The 14497-nt window shown below is 43.6% G+C and carries 17 protein-coding genes; 7 read left to right on the forward strand and 10 right to left on the reverse strand.

Annotated features, from left to right (window positions below):
• Positions 1–48 precede the first annotated feature (48 nt).
• Positions 49–621: a xanthine phosphoribosyltransferase gene (locus tag GC093_RS32745; protein ID WP_171656155.1), complete on the reverse strand. Its 573-nt coding sequence runs from the start codon at positions 619–621 to the stop codon at positions 49–51.
• Between the two features lie 344 nt (positions 622–965).
• On the opposite strand from GC093_RS32745, the gene GC093_RS32750 reads away from it, so the two are divergent.
• A complete protein-coding gene (locus GC093_RS32750) occupies positions 966–1694 on the forward strand; it encodes a DUF4309 domain-containing protein (protein WP_171656156.1) in 729 nt (242 codons plus the stop codon).
• An 81-nt stretch (positions 1695–1775) separates the two neighbouring features.
• On the opposite strand, the gene GC093_RS32755 is transcribed toward GC093_RS32750, so the two are convergent.
• The gene (locus tag GC093_RS32755) at positions 1776–2390 is read right to left on the reverse strand and encodes a DedA family protein (protein ID WP_312886667.1); all 615 of its coding nucleotides are present in this window, start codon (positions 2388–2390) and stop codon (positions 1776–1778) included.
• A 164-nt stretch (positions 2391–2554) separates the two neighbouring features.
• Here GC093_RS32755 and GC093_RS32760 point away from each other — a divergent pair, with 164 nt between their 5' ends.
• Positions 2555–3601, forward strand: coding sequence for a YkvI family membrane protein (locus tag GC093_RS32760; RefSeq protein ID WP_171656157.1), 1047 nt, complete (start codon positions 2555–2557; stop codon positions 3599–3601).
• On the opposite strand, the gene GC093_RS32765 is transcribed toward GC093_RS32760, so the two are convergent.
• Positions 3518–3979 (reverse strand): hypothetical protein, encoded by a 462-nt coding sequence (locus GC093_RS32765; RefSeq protein ID WP_171656158.1) that lies wholly within the window; start codon positions 3977–3979, stop codon positions 3518–3520. The genes GC093_RS32760 and GC093_RS32765 overlap by 84 nt on opposite strands.
• 44 nt (positions 3980–4023) lie before the next feature.
• Positions 4024–4311 carry a hypothetical protein gene (locus GC093_RS32770; RefSeq protein ID WP_171656159.1) on the reverse strand — a complete coding sequence of 96 codons (288 nt, stop codon included), beginning with the start codon at positions 4309–4311 and terminating at the stop codon, positions 4024–4026.
• Between the two features lie 156 nt (positions 4312–4467).
• On the opposite strand from GC093_RS32770, the gene GC093_RS32775 reads away from it, so the two are divergent.
• Both GC093_RS32775 and GC093_RS32780 read left to right on the forward strand, forming a co-directional pair.
• Positions 4468–5226, forward strand: coding sequence for an SDR family NAD(P)-dependent oxidoreductase (locus GC093_RS32775; protein WP_171656160.1), 759 nt, complete (start codon positions 4468–4470; stop codon positions 5224–5226).
• A gap of 27 nt (positions 5227–5253) precedes the next feature.
• Positions 5254–6180, forward strand: coding sequence for an EamA family transporter (locus GC093_RS32780; RefSeq protein WP_171656161.1), 927 nt, complete (start codon positions 5254–5256; stop codon positions 6178–6180).
• A gap of 73 nt (positions 6181–6253) precedes the next feature.
• On the opposite strand, the gene GC093_RS32785 is transcribed toward GC093_RS32780, so the two are convergent.
• Positions 6254–7387, reverse strand: a complete 1134-nt coding sequence (locus tag GC093_RS32785; protein WP_171656162.1) for a glycosyltransferase family 4 protein — start codon at positions 7385–7387, stop codon at positions 6254–6256.
• 200 nt (positions 7388–7587) lie between these two features.
• Between GC093_RS32785 and GC093_RS32790 the strand changes: the two genes are divergently transcribed.
• A complete protein-coding gene (locus GC093_RS32790; RefSeq protein ID WP_171656163.1) occupies positions 7588–8730 on the forward strand; it encodes a GGDEF domain-containing protein in 1143 nt (380 codons plus the stop codon).
• Between the two features lie 10 nt (positions 8731–8740).
• On the opposite strand, the gene GC093_RS32795 is transcribed toward GC093_RS32790, so the two are convergent.
• Positions 8741–8947: a helix-turn-helix domain-containing protein gene (locus tag GC093_RS32795; RefSeq protein ID WP_171656164.1), complete on the reverse strand. Its 207-nt coding sequence runs from the start codon at positions 8945–8947 to the stop codon at positions 8741–8743.
• A 197-nt stretch (positions 8948–9144) separates the two neighbouring features.
• Between GC093_RS32795 and GC093_RS32800 the strand changes: the two genes are divergently transcribed.
• Entirely contained in the window at positions 9145–9549 is a 405-nt protein-coding gene (locus tag GC093_RS32800; protein ID WP_171656165.1) for a helix-turn-helix domain-containing protein, read from the forward strand.
• Positions 9550–9659: 110 nt separating this feature from the next.
• Here the strand turns inward: GC093_RS32800 and GC093_RS32805 are convergent, their stop codons facing one another.
• Positions 9660–10760 (reverse strand): hypothetical protein, encoded by a 1101-nt coding sequence (locus GC093_RS32805; protein WP_171656166.1) that lies wholly within the window; start codon positions 10758–10760, stop codon positions 9660–9662.
• A gap of 242 nt (positions 10761–11002) precedes the next feature.
• On the opposite strand from GC093_RS32805, the gene GC093_RS32810 reads away from it, so the two are divergent.
• Complete coding sequence (locus GC093_RS32810) at positions 11003–11095, forward strand: sporulation protein YjcZ (RefSeq protein WP_171656167.1); 93 nt, start codon at positions 11003–11005, stop codon at positions 11093–11095.
• Between the two features lie 218 nt (positions 11096–11313).
• Here the strand turns inward: GC093_RS32810 and GC093_RS32815 are convergent, their stop codons facing one another.
• The 3 genes from GC093_RS32815 to GC093_RS32825 are packed head-to-tail and all read right to left on the reverse strand — an operon-like array spanning position 11314 to position 14469.
• Positions 11314–12111 (reverse strand): Cof-type HAD-IIB family hydrolase, encoded by a 798-nt coding sequence (locus tag GC093_RS32815; protein WP_171656168.1) that lies wholly within the window; start codon positions 12109–12111, stop codon positions 11314–11316.
• A gap of 38 nt (positions 12112–12149) precedes the next feature.
• On the reverse strand, positions 12150–12908 hold the full coding sequence (locus tag GC093_RS32820; protein ID WP_171656169.1) for a pseudouridine synthase: 759 nt from the start codon (positions 12906–12908) through the stop codon (positions 12150–12152).
• A 1-nt stretch (position 12909) separates the two neighbouring features.
• Complete coding sequence (locus GC093_RS32825) at positions 12910–14469, reverse strand: RsmF rRNA methyltransferase first C-terminal domain-containing protein (protein ID WP_171656170.1); 1560 nt, start codon at positions 14467–14469, stop codon at positions 12910–12912.
• Positions 14470–14497 lie beyond the last annotated feature (28 nt).

Raw genomic sequence — 14497 nt, forward strand, 5'->3', positions numbered from 1 at the left:
CATGCTGAAAAGGTCTATTGAATTTGAAAATAATTCATGAAAATCATCCTATTCAAATTCAATTTTCCCAGGCTCCATTGAAGCAATCCTAGCTAAAGATTCCACACGTACCCCAGATTCCCTGATGGTACGTCCACCTGCTTGAAAGGATTTTTCCACTGCTATCCCAACACCCGCCAAATGAGCGCCTGAACGTCGGATAATCCGGATCAAGCCTCTGGCTGCATCCCCATTGGCAATAAAGTCATCAATCAGAAGAATTCGATCTTGAGGATCCAAAAATTCACGCGATACCATAATATCTGTGACCAATCCTTTGGTGAAGGAAGGAACACGCTCGCAATAGGTTTCTGATAAGTCTGCGTTGAGTGATTTTTTACGGCGGGCGAAGACCATCGGCACACCGAGCTCCTGCGCTACCGCAAAAGCAATCGCAATCCCAGACGATTCAATCGTCACTATCTTCGTAATATTCTCTTCTCTGAATAAACGTGCAAATTCTTTTCCCATTGCAGTTGTCAGCACCGGATCCACTGCATGATTCAATATGGCATCCAACTTAATAATCTCATTTGAAAGTACAGTTCCTACTTCTCTTATACGTTGTTTTAATAATTCCATTTATGCTCCCCCATCCGAAAAACTCTTTCCGTTAACTTATCACAAGGAGATTCCGGGTTTCAAGTCCTAATGCAATAAACTTTTTTAAAGGATGTGCAACTTCGTCCTGTAAAACGCGTCTATATAGATGTAATAAGAGAAACGATGATCTTAATCGCGAAAAAAGCATACTGAAAATAATAACCAGCTATTTTCATAAAATTTGCCTTCATTTAGTCATAAATGCTCTTTGTGGATTACTGCTTAACAGAGTATGATTAGATAGGTTATCCATCGGGTAATTATTTATACAACAATCACAATCAGATTAATATTTACAATTCAATAAGGAAGGAAAGATTGGGATGATCAGACATAATAAATTCATCGCTCTTTGGTCTATTCCATTAATCTTCATTATGCTATTAATAGGATGTAAAGATACATCAACTACGCTGCAAAGTCCCAAGCCGGGGGAATCACAAGTTCAACCTCCCACAGTAGCTAATGTTGATGTGACTAATAAGCATGATGCAGCCGATGAAGGGACCGCATCTGTCAAACAGGCAGATAACACTCCAGCGATAGTAAATCCGACCGATAAGGTATCGTTGGCGAGTGTTGAGCATAATAACCTGCCAGATCAGGACACACCAGACAGTAAGCCGGCTGCGGCCACTAAGCCAAAGATTGATATTCAAGATCCCTATAACCAGGAAAAGCCTACACTACTCGGATTAACCTTGAATACCTCATTGGATAAAGTTACAACGAAATACGGTAAACCGAAATCACAATTCGTCATGGAAGATGATAGCGACCCTATAACCGTGTATGACTACACTGATTTCCTGGTTGGCTTTAATCAAAAGAATTTACTTCAATTCATCGACATTCGCAGCAGTGATATTAATCCTGGTCTTAACGGTCTTAAGCTTGGTCAGTCTACGAACGATGTGTTCAAAACATTGGGCAAACCAGACTCCAATACAAGCTTTGTTCTCACTTATAAATCTACAGGAGCTGTATTGAAGCTTGACATTGACCCGAAAACCGATAAAGTGAACTCCATTAAACTCTTTGCTGTAGAGTAATGAGTCATATAAGACTTTCGATTCATGCAGAAAAGGACCTCGATTCGAGGTCCTTTTCTTTGTTCTTTCGTTTCCGTATCCCTATGAGTGGGACCTTTGACGTTTACGGCGATAACGCCAATAGATGTAGCCTCCAACACCAGCCAGCACTACAATTATTGCAACGCAAAGTCCCAGATAATGATGTACCACACCAGCAATCATAGGGGCATTCCTACCGATGAAGTGACCCAATGATAGGAATGTCAAGCACCAGACTAACGCACCGCTGCCCGCATACAACAAATATCTCCATAATGCGACACCGCTAACACCTGCCAAATAACAGGTGAAATGCCTCACCCCGGGGACGTAGTATCCGAATACGACCGCCCATATTCCGTATTTCTTAAACCAGCCCTCCGCTCGTTCCAGCCTCTGCGGCGTTAGCTTCACCCATTTACCATATCGATATAGGAAAGGCTTCCCAACGGTCTTTCCTAAATAATAACTAACCAGCATTCCAGTCATCGTACCAGCAAAACAGACTATAAATGAAGTTCCGAATGATAGCGGACCACCTTCTAAGGTTAAGGAACCAACGGTTGTCATCAAGATTTCATCAGGTACGGGGATTCCAATAATCCCCACAGCCAACAAGCAATATAACGCAATGTATCCATAGTTTTCTATCAAGAGTAGAATATCATCCAGCACTCAAACACGCTCCAACCTCAGATATAATCAGTAAAAATAAAAGTTATAATCAATTTTAACAGAATCTTGCCATTTTCCCAAGTTCAGTGTCATGTGTTCGTCCACTTTTTCATACCTTGTACTAATATCGGGAGTAACATGCCGTGTGAAAGGTAGGTCTATACATGAGAAAACTCGGCAGCATCCTGCAAGTCTGTTTTACTTATGTCGGCACTGTCGTAGGTGCTGGCTTCGCAACAGGCCAAGAAATACTACAATTTTTTACTCGGTACGGTTGGATGGCTACGCTTACGATTGGTATTTCCAGCCTGCTCTTCGTTTGGCTTGGAATTAAACTAATGTTGTTGGCTCATGATGTCAAAGCTCGTTCTTATGAGGATTTAAATAGACTCCTCTTTGGTGAAAAAGTAGGCGAGTGGATAAGCCTGTTCACCCTAATAACTTTGTTCGGTGTGACAACCGTTATGCTAGCCGGAGCTGGCTCAGTCTTTAAGGAACAATTTCATTTGCCTAATCAGTTAGGTTTAGTAGTTACGTTAGTATTGGCATTTATCGTATTAAATAATGGAATGAAGGCCATTCTGGCTGTAAACTCTATTGTTGTGCCATTGATGCTCTCCTTTAGCTGTATCGTTGTATGGGATAACTGGGGCATACCTGGCTCGAACAATTGGCTTCAGCTAACATCCGATTTCAGCATGGTTCGAATTTGGTTTGCCCCATTTCTTTATGCTGCCTTTAACCTGACTATGTCACAAGGAGTGCTTGTCCCGCTTGGCGCTCAAACTAAGGACCGCTCCGTTCTATTCTGGGGGGGAATTTCTGGAGGAGTCATTATTGGAATGATGCTGCTTGCCGGCCATTTTGCTTTATCAGCACAAATGCCTGGAATCTCCCAATTCGAAATCCCTATGGGACATTTAATTCATAATCTCGGACCGCTGCTGCAGTTATTGTTTATTGGTGTCATCTATGGAGAAATATTTACAACCCTTATTGCTGATGTTTATGGGCTTTCAACTCAGCTGGAGCAACGTACCCGAATATCTCGAAACTGGGTTTTGATACTCATCCTGCTGCTCAGCTATATAATTAGCCAGCTGGGCTTTAAAACACTGCTTTCCACACTATACCCGTTTTTCGGCTTGGTCAGCGCTGCCTGGATGATTATGATTATCCTGTACCGTAACCGGCCGATCCGAACGAACTAACGAAAGCACAAACGCTAGTCGAAGAATCATAAACAACATACCTAATAACGTAAAGACGAATCCACAGAGCAAGTAACCGTAGTGGTACAGCGGGTAGCTCTCCGCATCGCGAATCACAGCAATAACATCCGTGAAAAGAAACAAGCTTCCTATAGCAAATACAGCAATTAATGCATAGTCAAAAAAGGTCCATCTCAGCATCGCAGCCGAAACTGCACTTCCGGACGTGATTCCCATCTTCTCCGAGGGTTCTCCTGTTACAGTTTCTTGAGTTGACTTGGTTTTATGATGCTGAAACAAAGCCCAAGCCATAAATACAGCAGAAGCTGAAACTAAAAGTCCAATACTCCCTCCTACGATTGCCAGAATCAATTTCATATTTGTCACCAGCCTCATTTCTTGATAAATAACTTCAGAATCCCTTACGGTTGAAAGGACAATTTATAGATCAGCCACATGGATATTCCAAAAGCTATGACTGGGAATACCCATAGCACCACTTGAAGAACCTCATCCTTTATTAGACCTACTGGTCGCCATAACCAGCGCAAATTCAAGCTATCGATACCTGACAACAGATTCTTGGTCCCTTCAATCTGTGCAGCAGGTTCTCCGCAATCAACTGGATGTGCTGTATTCAGTTTGATTTTACCTCGTTTCCAACCCACTTGATAAGTTATTTCCCGTTCCGTTCGTTGTTCAGGCTCCATCATTGCGCCTCCGTTTGTTATACTATATACTATAGTATTTATAACCTGTAAAAAAAGCAATGGCTTTGTGAAAAGGATGACCTATGTTTTCAATAAATTTAAATATTATTTACCAGTACTTTACTAAATAAAATAATGCCGGAGGAAGAAGATCACATGCAAAGAGTGGTTGCAGTTACCGGAGGAGCTCAAGGTATTGGTAAAGCCATAGCCCTCTCTTATGCCAAGGAAGGATATATAGTTGCTATTGCAGATGCGGATCAGGAAGCTGGGCTGGAAACCGTTCAAGAGCTACTACATATAGGGGAACACGCGATTTTTATGTGTGTGAACATAGCTAAGGAAGATGAAGTCATTCAGTGGATACGCACCATCCATGATAAGTTTGGGCGCATCGATATTTTAATCAATAACGCAGCAATCAGCCGCAATGGCTCTATGCTTCAATTGCCAATCGATCAATTCGATGAAGTGATTGGGGTGAACCTCCGCGGTGCATTCCTATGCTCGCAGCACGCTGCTGCTGTCATGAAGCTTCAGGGAAGTGGCGCTATTGTGAACATGGCCTCTACACGTGCGCTAATGTCCGAAGCGGACACAGAAGCTTATTCCGCCTCTAAGGGCGGGCTGCTTGCGCTCACCCATGCTATGGCCATAAGCTTAGGAAGGTATGGCATACGTGTAAATGCTGTCAGTCCTGGGTGGATCGAAACACGTGACTGGCAGAAGACCGCGAACAGGCAGGAGCCGGTGCATAGTGAGCGGGACGCGCTCCAGCACCCTATCGGTCGGGTTGGAACTCCTGCCGACATTGCAGCCGCATGCCTCTATTTAACAGGAGAGCACGCAGGATTTATAACAGGTCAGAATCTTATCATTGACGGTGGGATGACCGTCAATATGATATATGAATAAATAATAATTCAGCGAGGAGTTCTCATCATGTGGTTTGTATTTGCCGCCGCTGCAGCCGTTTGCTTCGGCCTCAGAGGTATCCTATATCAATGGACTTCCCAACGTCCAATTGACCGAAATTTATTGCTATTCGGGGTTTATTTGTCGGGAACTATTATCGCATTAGCTATCAATTTTTTTGCAGGACAGCATTGGTCTTCAGGAGTTTGGGTAGGTGCTGTTATGGGCTTGTTCTCTTTCATTTCGAACGCTGCGATCTATCGCGGCTTTGCGGTTGGAAAAGCCGCGATTATTGCTATGTTTACAGGCTTACCGCCCGTGGTGGTGGTCATTATGGCTTATTTCATTTGGAATGAAAAGCTAAACCTTTGGCAGACACTGTCTTTTGTCGTCATCATCTTTGGGCTTTTGTTAATCCGTTATTCTAACGAGATATCTTGGAATAATTTAAAAGGAGCGCAATGGGGCGCTGTTGCTATGTTTGGCTTTGGTTTAACCGATTTATCATCTAAGCAAGCTGCCTTGCTAGGCGCAGAGACACTGCCCACACTGTCTCTTATGTACATTACAGGCACAGTGTTGTTTGGATTTACCTGGTACTCGGCTCGACGCAAGAAGGCAGCACACGAAGCTGAAACAGCTGCAGCGGCAGAAATCAGCGCCGTGAATGGAAATAGCTCCACAGCCCCGATCTCCACTCGAACGAATTGGAGCATTAGTAAAACACTGCTTTGGGGAATGATTGTAGGATTAACTAACATATCCGGAATGATGCTCGTTATGCCAGCTTTTAAGCTAGGAGTAACTGGTTTAGTCTCCGTAGTTATTGCCATGAACGTTGTTTTTGTACTGCTCTACGCCCGTTTTGTCTTAAAAGAGCGATTTACTACTTTGGAAGTTTCAGGACTTGGAGCCGCCATGGTTGGCATTATTATCCTTCGTTTAGCAGCGTAAACAGCCCTTATAACTTACATAAAAAAGACCGATCCGCCGAGGATCGGTCTTTTTTATGTAAGTTATAAATAGGTTATGATTGCTCTTTACGGTAAGGTCGGTATACACTCTTAAGCTGTTGTACAACCCTCGACATGGAGTAGGCGTTCTGCGCTTTATCCCATGCGACACGTCCCAGATTATAGCGATAGGTTGGATCTCCGATCACTTTCTCCAATGCACTAGCCAATGCAGGAACATCGTCCACAGGCACGAGCAGGCCATTCTGTCCATGCACGATCTGTTCCGGAATCCCACCTACATTTGTACCTATCAAAGCCAATCCGCATAGTGCCGCTTCCGCAAATACGGAACCGAAGGACTCAGCTCGGGACGGAAGTACGAATACATCGAAGAACGGCATGAAGTCCTCAGGATGAAGCATGTAGCCGTAAAAAATAATTTCCTCGTAGATATTCAACTCAATGGCCATCTGCTCAAGCTCTTGGCGAATCGGGCCATCCCCAATTAGATGAAGGACGAAGGAATGCCCTTCTTTCTTGAGCTCCGCGCAGGCTAATAATAAAGTATCTAACCCCTTGGCAGGTACCAGCCTGCATACGGTAATCAGCTGTGGGGTTTTATTCTCATGTGGGACCGGACGAAACCTTTTCTCATCAAACCCGTTCGGAATTACACCAATCCGCTCAGGCTCCTGCACATACTCAGCTAAATATTGTTTGAATGAACTGGAAACCGTTATTAGTTGGTCTACCCGCTCCTCCAGCTCTCGGTAAATTGAAGTTAAAAAGGTATGTTCCGGTCCATTCTCCTTAATTTTACCATTCAGTATTAGTTCCTTTTCAAAGCTTGAATGAACCGTCATCAGAATCGGTGTATCTGGAAACAACTGCTTCATAACCAGAGCTACTATCGGATGATGGGCATGAATCAAATCATATGTTTTGTTTAAGCGAAGCTTGGTCCACCACACATAGTCCTTATATGTTTGTATATATTTGTCAACGATAGCATTGCCAGCATACTCTTCCCAATCAAAGGTTGAGAACTTTACCGGCTCAACACCCTTACCGCGAACTCTCTTCGGCAGCGAAAACAATTCCATTTCCCAGCCTCGTTTATTAAAGCGATCCAACATAAAAGGGATCATGGATGAAACTCCGCCCGGCTGCTCCGGGGGGAAAAACAAAGCCTGTAAAATATTCATGGTAGCCCTCCGTAACCGTCCAAGTAAACAAGATATTTAATAGATACATCGTAACAGTATTATATTGCTACTACAAGGGTATAAAGTAAAACTTACAAGTGATCCTTTCAGACAAAAATAGACATAATTTTTCACCAAAACGAATGTATGTTTGCTATAATAGATCCATCTGCCTAAGAATGCGAGGTCAATTACGCACAATGAATGGTTTACGACTAGAGGATCTATGGTTAGGCACGCTCGGTGCCGTCGTTTCATATTTGATCATTGAGGTTATTCTGCTTCTCACGCTGCTAGTTTCGATCCGACTGTTAGTGACACGCCGAAAAATTGGTTATTTCTCCATCACGCTTTCTTTATTCATTTTGATGGCGCAGCATTATCAATTAATTTATTTTGAACTCACGCATTCGACGAGCGATTTAGCTTTTTATTGGGCAATCTTGCTTAAGCTGTTGTCATTTCTGCTTGTTAACCTGGGTGTCTACCAACTTTATAACCCAACTCGGCTTAGAGACGGTATCGTGTTCCTCTTGTGTTTCGCAGTGACTGCACTCTTTTCCTTGAGCTACTGGTATATACCTGATTGGCTGCAAGGAAGCAGCGAGCAAATTCGGTTGCTCCGCCCGCTTGGAATCGAACTATTTTTGTTTTTAATAATATTTGTGAGCTTTCTTCTTGTAAATCCCCGTATCGGTCAAAATATCAAGTACCAGCTTATGCTAACCTTATATTTCTGTACACATGTGATACATATGGCGAATAGCTATGTTTTTGATGGAGTCCAATCCGTTTTGACCAAGCTTGAGCAAATTATACCTATGGTGTTATATATCGTGTTGTTTTTGTTTATTTTCGAACGTGTCATCGAGCTGATGCAGGCCATCTATAATTCGTCCATCCGAGATGGGCTAACGCAGCTATACAACCGCAAGTATTTCTACAATCGGGTTCGGCAGCATATCGAAGGGCGTATAAACGTGTCTGTGCTTTTTAGTGATATCGACAATTTCAAAAAGCTTAACGATACAAAAGGCCATCATATGGGAGATCAGGTCTTGAAGCAGGTGGCAAACATACTGAAAGAGGAAACCGATCAAATAGGCATTTGCGGTAGATACGGAGGCGAGGAAATGGTTGTTCTGGTAACGGATACGGAAACAGACGCAAGTAAGCTAGCAGAACGTATCCGTGCCAGAATTGAGGCGGAAACCATTGTAACTGTAAGTATGGGGTTGAGCCGATATAGTAAAAATGTGACTGCAGATGAACTGATCAAGCAAGCGGATGAAGCCATGTATAAAGCCAAAACAAGTGGAAAGAACAAGGTCGTTGCTTGTTAACGAATGGTTTTCATTCAATTACGAACAGAACCTCCAAAGGTTGATCCAACAACTCACATAGCCTCTTAGCTGTAGCTGGCCCTACTGATTTGACTGAGCGCTCAAGCAAACTTATGTAGGATGGACTTAGGCCTGATCGCTTGGCTAAATCCCTTTGTGACAATCCTTTTACAATTCTTGCTTTCACAAAGGCATTCGACTTCGTTGTGATTTTCATCTTAGTGAAGTCAGCCTCCTTTCATTTCTGCTGCTAGTTTTCCAATATAAGCTAAATTATAACATAACTATTTTTGCTATTGCAACCAATATTGTTTACTTTTGAATACATGGTTGCGAACGTTGAAATTACATATGTTTACTGATATTATAATAATGTTAACTATTGTTTACTTCTAATCATGCAGGTGCTGCCTAATGAACTTTTATGAACAACTACGCGATATGCGCAAATTAAAAGGCTTCACTATTAGAGAATTAGCTGACCGTTCCGGTGTTTCTGCAGCTTACATCTCTCAGTTGGAAAATGGAAACCGTGGCGTGCCTTCGCCTGATGTGCTGATGAAATTGTCGGAGGGATTAAACACACCTTACTCTGAGCTCATGGGTATAGCTGGATACTTGGAGAAGCAGGTAATAGAGCCTAATGAACCTTATGCCAAACCACGTGTAAATCTGCGACGTTTTCTACGTGAAAATGATCTGGTATTCGACGGAATTGAGCTTTCTGAGCAGGATAAGGAATGGATTGAGCGGATGTTAACTGCTTTATTCTGGAAGGATAAGCGTAAGGAATATTCGAGCGAGAATAACCAAGGCTAGTGTTAGCTATCTGTGTTGGATGCTCGATGGATCATTGAGTAAAATAAATACCCCCGCTTCATCCGATGATGACTTGCAGGGGTATTTGTTTTACTCAATGTAGTTATTACCTAATGGTAAGCCTCTGTTTCAAACATTAGTTCTTCAAAAGGCTGGTTCTGATATAACATGGTGACATTGAACGACTCGAATTCCTTTTCCTTATCCAATTCTTGCATCAACAAGGTGGTAATGCATTCACGATCATCGGAGTTGCCCGGTTCCCGAAAATCGATAAAACCAGTTAACTGCCTTTCACTAATATCTACGGTTGCAGTGCCAATTGGCAGCCCGCCATACGATTGCTGGTATATTTCATAAGTTAGAGTGTCACCGTCATCACGGGCAAGTACGATTGTATAATCCTCTTCGTTCAAATCCTCATCAACAGATCCTAACCATTCTTCAATCTCGTCGTCCTCATCCTCAAACAGGTCTTGATGGGTCAGCTCAATAGTTTCAACAATCTCCTGATCCCATTTCATATTAATTACGAAAGTATCTACCTCATCCTCATCAAAATCACTCACCAGGAGACTAGTTACCGCTTCTATTTCATCATCATTAGGATCATGTGTCCAAGTAACATTTCCGCTTACTTCGCGCCCTAGGATACGGATCGATGTCTCAGCAACCAATTCCTGAAATTCATTATAAATATGGTATTCAATTTTATTGCGAGACTCTGCAACGACTATCAGCTCGAAATAATCAGAGACTGATTTATCTTCATCCGAAGCACTCTGAACGGGCATGAAGTCCAGATCCTCATTCATTACGTACTCATTTTGCTCCATTGGATCTTCATCCTCAAAGCGTTCATTCTCCGGCCAATCATAATCATAATCATGATCTTCTTCTACATTATAAGCGTCAGACTCCACAGCATCCGTAGCGATGATATGATCATATTTACTATAAGTAACCATCACATCACATGAATGAACTCCCCATGCATGGATCTGAAATTGGATATGCTCCTGTAGAAAAGTCATGACACGCTGTTTAGCATTGCGAGGAAGACTCTCTTCTTCCAATTGGATAGCCCCAGAAATGCGGTCTGCCTCGCGATATACCAGTGTCATGGTTCCAATAAACTGATCGTTCCACAGTATGTCGCTAACCTCTCCGCCTGTCGTCTTCAAATCCGGTCTGAGCCTAACATCGGTCATTATTCTCGCCTCCAATGGACTGTATGGTTGCAGTGGCTTTATAAACCATCTTTACTATCGTGTCCTAATATGCCCAAAAAGTATGCATAGGGGATAGGAGTCCAAACGATCTGAGGAAAATGTCATACTATAAAGAAGACCGATAACCAAGTTAAGCTAATTAAGGCTCCTACCAATGCCCTTCAGCTATTGACGCAGTTTGTCTTGTTGATCGGTTAATATAACCAATGGGAGGAAGCAGCATGTCTACAGTTGGAGGATTTCACACTAGCACAGGTGTTATTTTGGTATTGTTTATCTTGTTGGTCATCGTATCTCGTGCCGGCTTCCTGTAAGCTTGCTATCTAATAAGCGTTAATAGATTTCTACGACCGTTCGAAAGCTTCTATCAACTGATCGCATAGCCACCTGACTTAATAAGGCGATCTTCCTTAAGGACGTACGCGTTCGTCCAAGGTTGAGGAAAGTACCGCATAACAATCCAATCTACGAAAAGACCGCTCACGCGCCGCGTGAGCGGTCTTTCTGTATGCATGATCAGTTGCAAATCACCTTAGACAAGTCCTAATTTCACCAATGCCTCATAAACTCCATTATCATTGTTAGATAATGTTACTGCATCTGCAGCAGCTTTTACGTCTTCAGGCGAGTTATCCATTGCGATTCCTATTCCTGCATATTCGAGCATTTCTATATCATTATAATAATTCCCCATAGCAATTATCCGTTCACGGGGGATATTCCATTGCTGAGCAAGCTGCTCAAGTGCTTTACCCTTGGAAGCCTCCACACTCATCACATCAATAAAGTAATCTCCGCTGCGGATATATTGAAGACCTTTCGGCATTTCCATCAACCTTAAATCCTGCTCTACTTCATCCATTACTTCTAATGAACCGAAGATCGTAAATTTGACAAGTGGGTGGTTCAGCTGCATAATATCGCTAACTCTCTGGGGTTGAAGCATATAATTCTCATACATGCTTACCTCCACGGCACTTATTTTATCGACATACATTTCAAATGCGGTGTTGACGTCAAAATGAACTTGCTTATCCCTGCAGTAACGGATCACTGGTTCAACATCATCGAGAGAAAATCCACACTCATGCAGCAGAATGCCGCCAGGTGTTTGAACGGTTGCTGCACCATTATGCGTAATCAACACTCCCTCCAGGCCCAGCTGCTCCAATATCGGAACAGCATTCCCTGGTCCCCTGCCTGTACAAAGTACAATTCTTATTCCTGAAGCATGCGCTTGCTGCAGAGCCTCTTTGGTAACGTCTGTAATTTCATAACGATCGTTCAGTAGTGTTCCATCTACATCTAATGCAATCATAGAATAGTTCAAATTCTCCAAGCTCCCCCATCGATCCCTGCCATAAATTTCTATCCGATTAACCCTGATGTTGTGTTTGCCTGCAATTCAAGCAGCTCCTCAGCCGTTAATTCTCTGTAAGAACCTACTTCCAAGTATTCATCAAGAAGTAGCGGCCCCATCGAAATTCGTTTTAAGAATACAACTTTTTTTCCAACAGACTGAAACATCCGTTTCACTTGATGGAACTTACCTTCCATGATCGTCAATTCGATCTTCGAAACCTCGTCTGTAGCAGGATCCCCTGATTTTAAAATATTCAGCTTAGCTGGCATCGTTACGTATCCATCATCCAACGTAACTCCTGCTGAAAATGCATCTATGTCCTCTTCTGTCACGGCGCCCTCCACCTCGGCAAAATACGTTTTAGGCACATGCTTGCGCGGACTCAACAAATTATGCGCGAGCTTGCCGTCATTCGTGAGCAGCAATAGTCCCTCTGTATCCTTATCTAACCGTCCGACAGGAAATGGATCGAATGTCTGGTATTCGGGATCCAGTAAGTCAATCACAGTACGATCTCGAGAATCCTCTGTTGCCGAAATGACGCCCTGCGGCTTATTCAGCATCAAATAGATAAACTCACGATAACGTACCCCTATTCCGTCCACGGCAATTTGATCTTGCTCAGGATCGACCTGTATGCCGCCGTCCTTGACCGGACGTCCATTTACACTTACGGATCCTGTTTTCATCAATCGTTTAATCTCACTGCGCGTACCATGACCGGTATGCGCCAGCAGCTTTTCCAAACGTATCGTTTGCTTCATTCTAGGTCCACCTCCAACCGGCTGGATATTCATTCTTAAGCATACCGTCAAGCCATTTCCCCCAACCGACCGGGTACCCGTCGATGCATACAAGACAATAGCCCTTCAATGGGATAGCTGAGCGAGATCTTATTACCCGTTCCTCAGCTATCTCCAAAGTCTCTCCTTTCAAATACCTAATTGCAATCGCATCTGCCGACGATAGCGAGACCATTCGGACAGCATCTGAAGCTCTCATCCCCATTGCCAACGCATGTGAGGGCTCAAAGCGCTGCTTGCGCAAACAACCCAAGTACCACCCTGGACGAATGACTCGGATACCATTCAAATCGGGCAGCCCTTCTGGAGCAGCATAGACATGGTCTCCGTGCAGGATAATATTGCTAAAGGCTATATCCAAAGTGTTCTCTTCCATGAATTGATAAAGCCATTGCAAATCAATGACAGGTTGACCTTTCACCTTAACTGACGGACGAGAGCCTTCAGTGCCATGGCTCCGTTTAGCCTGTTTACGGGCTTTCACTGCCTCGAACGGTTCTGGTGTTTCTTGCAGACATTGCTTTTCCTCAAGCAATTGGTTCTCATCATCACTGGAACATTCAAGAACCGCTGCAAAATGACCTTCTCCATGAAGCAAATGCGGCCACAGTCTTACCGTTCCCTCAACCGCTTGCTTGGTGCTCTCGGAAACAGAACTTACTGCTCCCTCAGTCTCTTTGTTATAACTTGCCATGTCCAAATCTACCCAAGCCGGCTCTCCGGAACGAAACCCATGCTCAGGAGAAACCGCCAACACTTTAAATCGAGGATGTGCTTGGAGAAACTCAGCTATCATTGCCTCATTTTCTTCAGGCGAGAACGTACAGGTAGAATAAACTATCCGCCCTCCTGATCGCAGCATAACAGCAGCCTGTCGAAGAAGCTCTCGCTGCATCTCGGCATACTTCTTCACCCAGTCAGGCTGCCATGCCTTGGCCATGTCCTCTTCCTTACGAAACATACCTTCCCCCGAGCACGGGGCATCGATTAGAATCTTATCAAAATAGCCTTCAAAGGGCCGCTGAAGCTTCTCTGGCTGCTCATTTAATACAACTGCATTGCGCACACCGCTCAATTCGATGTTCTTCACTAACGCCTTCACTCGATCCGAATGAATGTCGTTAGTAACCAGAACGCCTTGCCCCTCCAGTTTCGCTGCTATCTGCGTAGATTTGCCTCCTGGAGCTGCGCATAAATCGAGTACGCGCTCGCCTGGATGAACGTCCAACAGCTCAACTGGCGCCATCGCGCTTGGTTCTTGGATATAGTATAAGCCCGCATGATAGTGCGGATGTTTACCAGGCCGATCCTCCTCACGGTAGTAGAAGCCTGTAGGGGTCCATGGAATCGGCTTAAGATCTAGTTCAGACAATGAGAGAAATTGCTCTACGCTGCATTTCAATGTATTTATCCGCAGTCCATACCATCTGGTATCCTCATAAGAAGCAAGGAAAGCCGAATATTGTTCACCCAGCATACGTTCCATTTTTGTTAAAAAAGCCTCAGGCAACTGACTGCCCATATTCGTCCAACTTTCCGCAGCTTATTCT

Source organism: Paenibacillus foliorum (assembly GCF_013141765.1).
In the GTDB taxonomy this organism is placed as follows: Bacteria; Bacillota; Bacilli; order Paenibacillales; family NBRC-103111; genus Paenibacillus_S; species Paenibacillus_S foliorum.

What these genes read in the sequence shown, in the direction of transcription:
- GC093_RS32745 (WP_171656155.1), bottom strand. Translation starts at nt 621, where the DNA reads ATGGAATTATTAAAACAACGTATAAGAGAAGTAGGAACTGTACTTTCA.
- GC093_RS32750 (WP_171656156.1), top strand. Translation starts at nt 966, where the DNA reads ATGATCAGACATAATAAATTCATCGCTCTTTGGTCTATTCCATTAATC.
- GC093_RS32760 (WP_171656157.1), top strand. Translation starts at nt 2,555, where the DNA reads ATGAGAAAACTCGGCAGCATCCTGCAAGTCTGTTTTACTTATGTCGGC.
- GC093_RS32765 (WP_171656158.1), bottom strand. Translation starts at nt 3,979, where the DNA reads ATGAAATTGATTCTGGCAATCGTAGGAGGGAGTATTGGACTTTTAGTT.
- GC093_RS32770 (WP_171656159.1), bottom strand. Translation starts at nt 4,311, where the DNA reads ATGGAGCCTGAACAACGAACGGAACGGGAAATAACTTATCAAGTGGGT.
- GC093_RS32775 (WP_171656160.1), top strand. Translation starts at nt 4,468, where the DNA reads ATGCAAAGAGTGGTTGCAGTTACCGGAGGAGCTCAAGGTATTGGTAAA.
- GC093_RS32780 (WP_171656161.1), top strand. Translation starts at nt 5,254, where the DNA reads ATGTGGTTTGTATTTGCCGCCGCTGCAGCCGTTTGCTTCGGCCTCAGA.
- GC093_RS32785 (WP_171656162.1), bottom strand. Translation starts at nt 7,387, where the DNA reads ATGAATATTTTACAGGCTTTGTTTTTCCCCCCGGAGCAGCCGGGCGGA.
- GC093_RS32790 (WP_171656163.1), top strand. Translation starts at nt 7,588, where the DNA reads ATGAATGGTTTACGACTAGAGGATCTATGGTTAGGCACGCTCGGTGCC.
- GC093_RS32795 (WP_171656164.1), bottom strand. Translation starts at nt 8,947, where the DNA reads ATGAAAATCACAACGAAGTCGAATGCCTTTGTGAAAGCAAGAATTGTA.
- GC093_RS32800 (WP_171656165.1), top strand. Translation starts at nt 9,145, where the DNA reads ATGAACTTTTATGAACAACTACGCGATATGCGCAAATTAAAAGGCTTC.
- GC093_RS32805 (WP_171656166.1), bottom strand. Translation starts at nt 10,760, where the DNA reads ATGACCGATGTTAGGCTCAGACCGGATTTGAAGACGACAGGCGGAGAG.
- GC093_RS32810 (WP_171656167.1), top strand. Translation starts at nt 11,003, where the DNA reads ATGTCTACAGTTGGAGGATTTCACACTAGCACAGGTGTTATTTTGGTA.
- GC093_RS32820 (WP_171656169.1), bottom strand. Translation starts at nt 12,908, where the DNA reads ATGAAGCAAACGATACGTTTGGAAAAGCTGCTGGCGCATACCGGTCAT.
- GC093_RS32825 (WP_171656170.1), bottom strand. Translation starts at nt 14,469, where the DNA reads ATGGGCAGTCAGTTGCCTGAGGCTTTTTTAACAAAAATGGAACGTATG.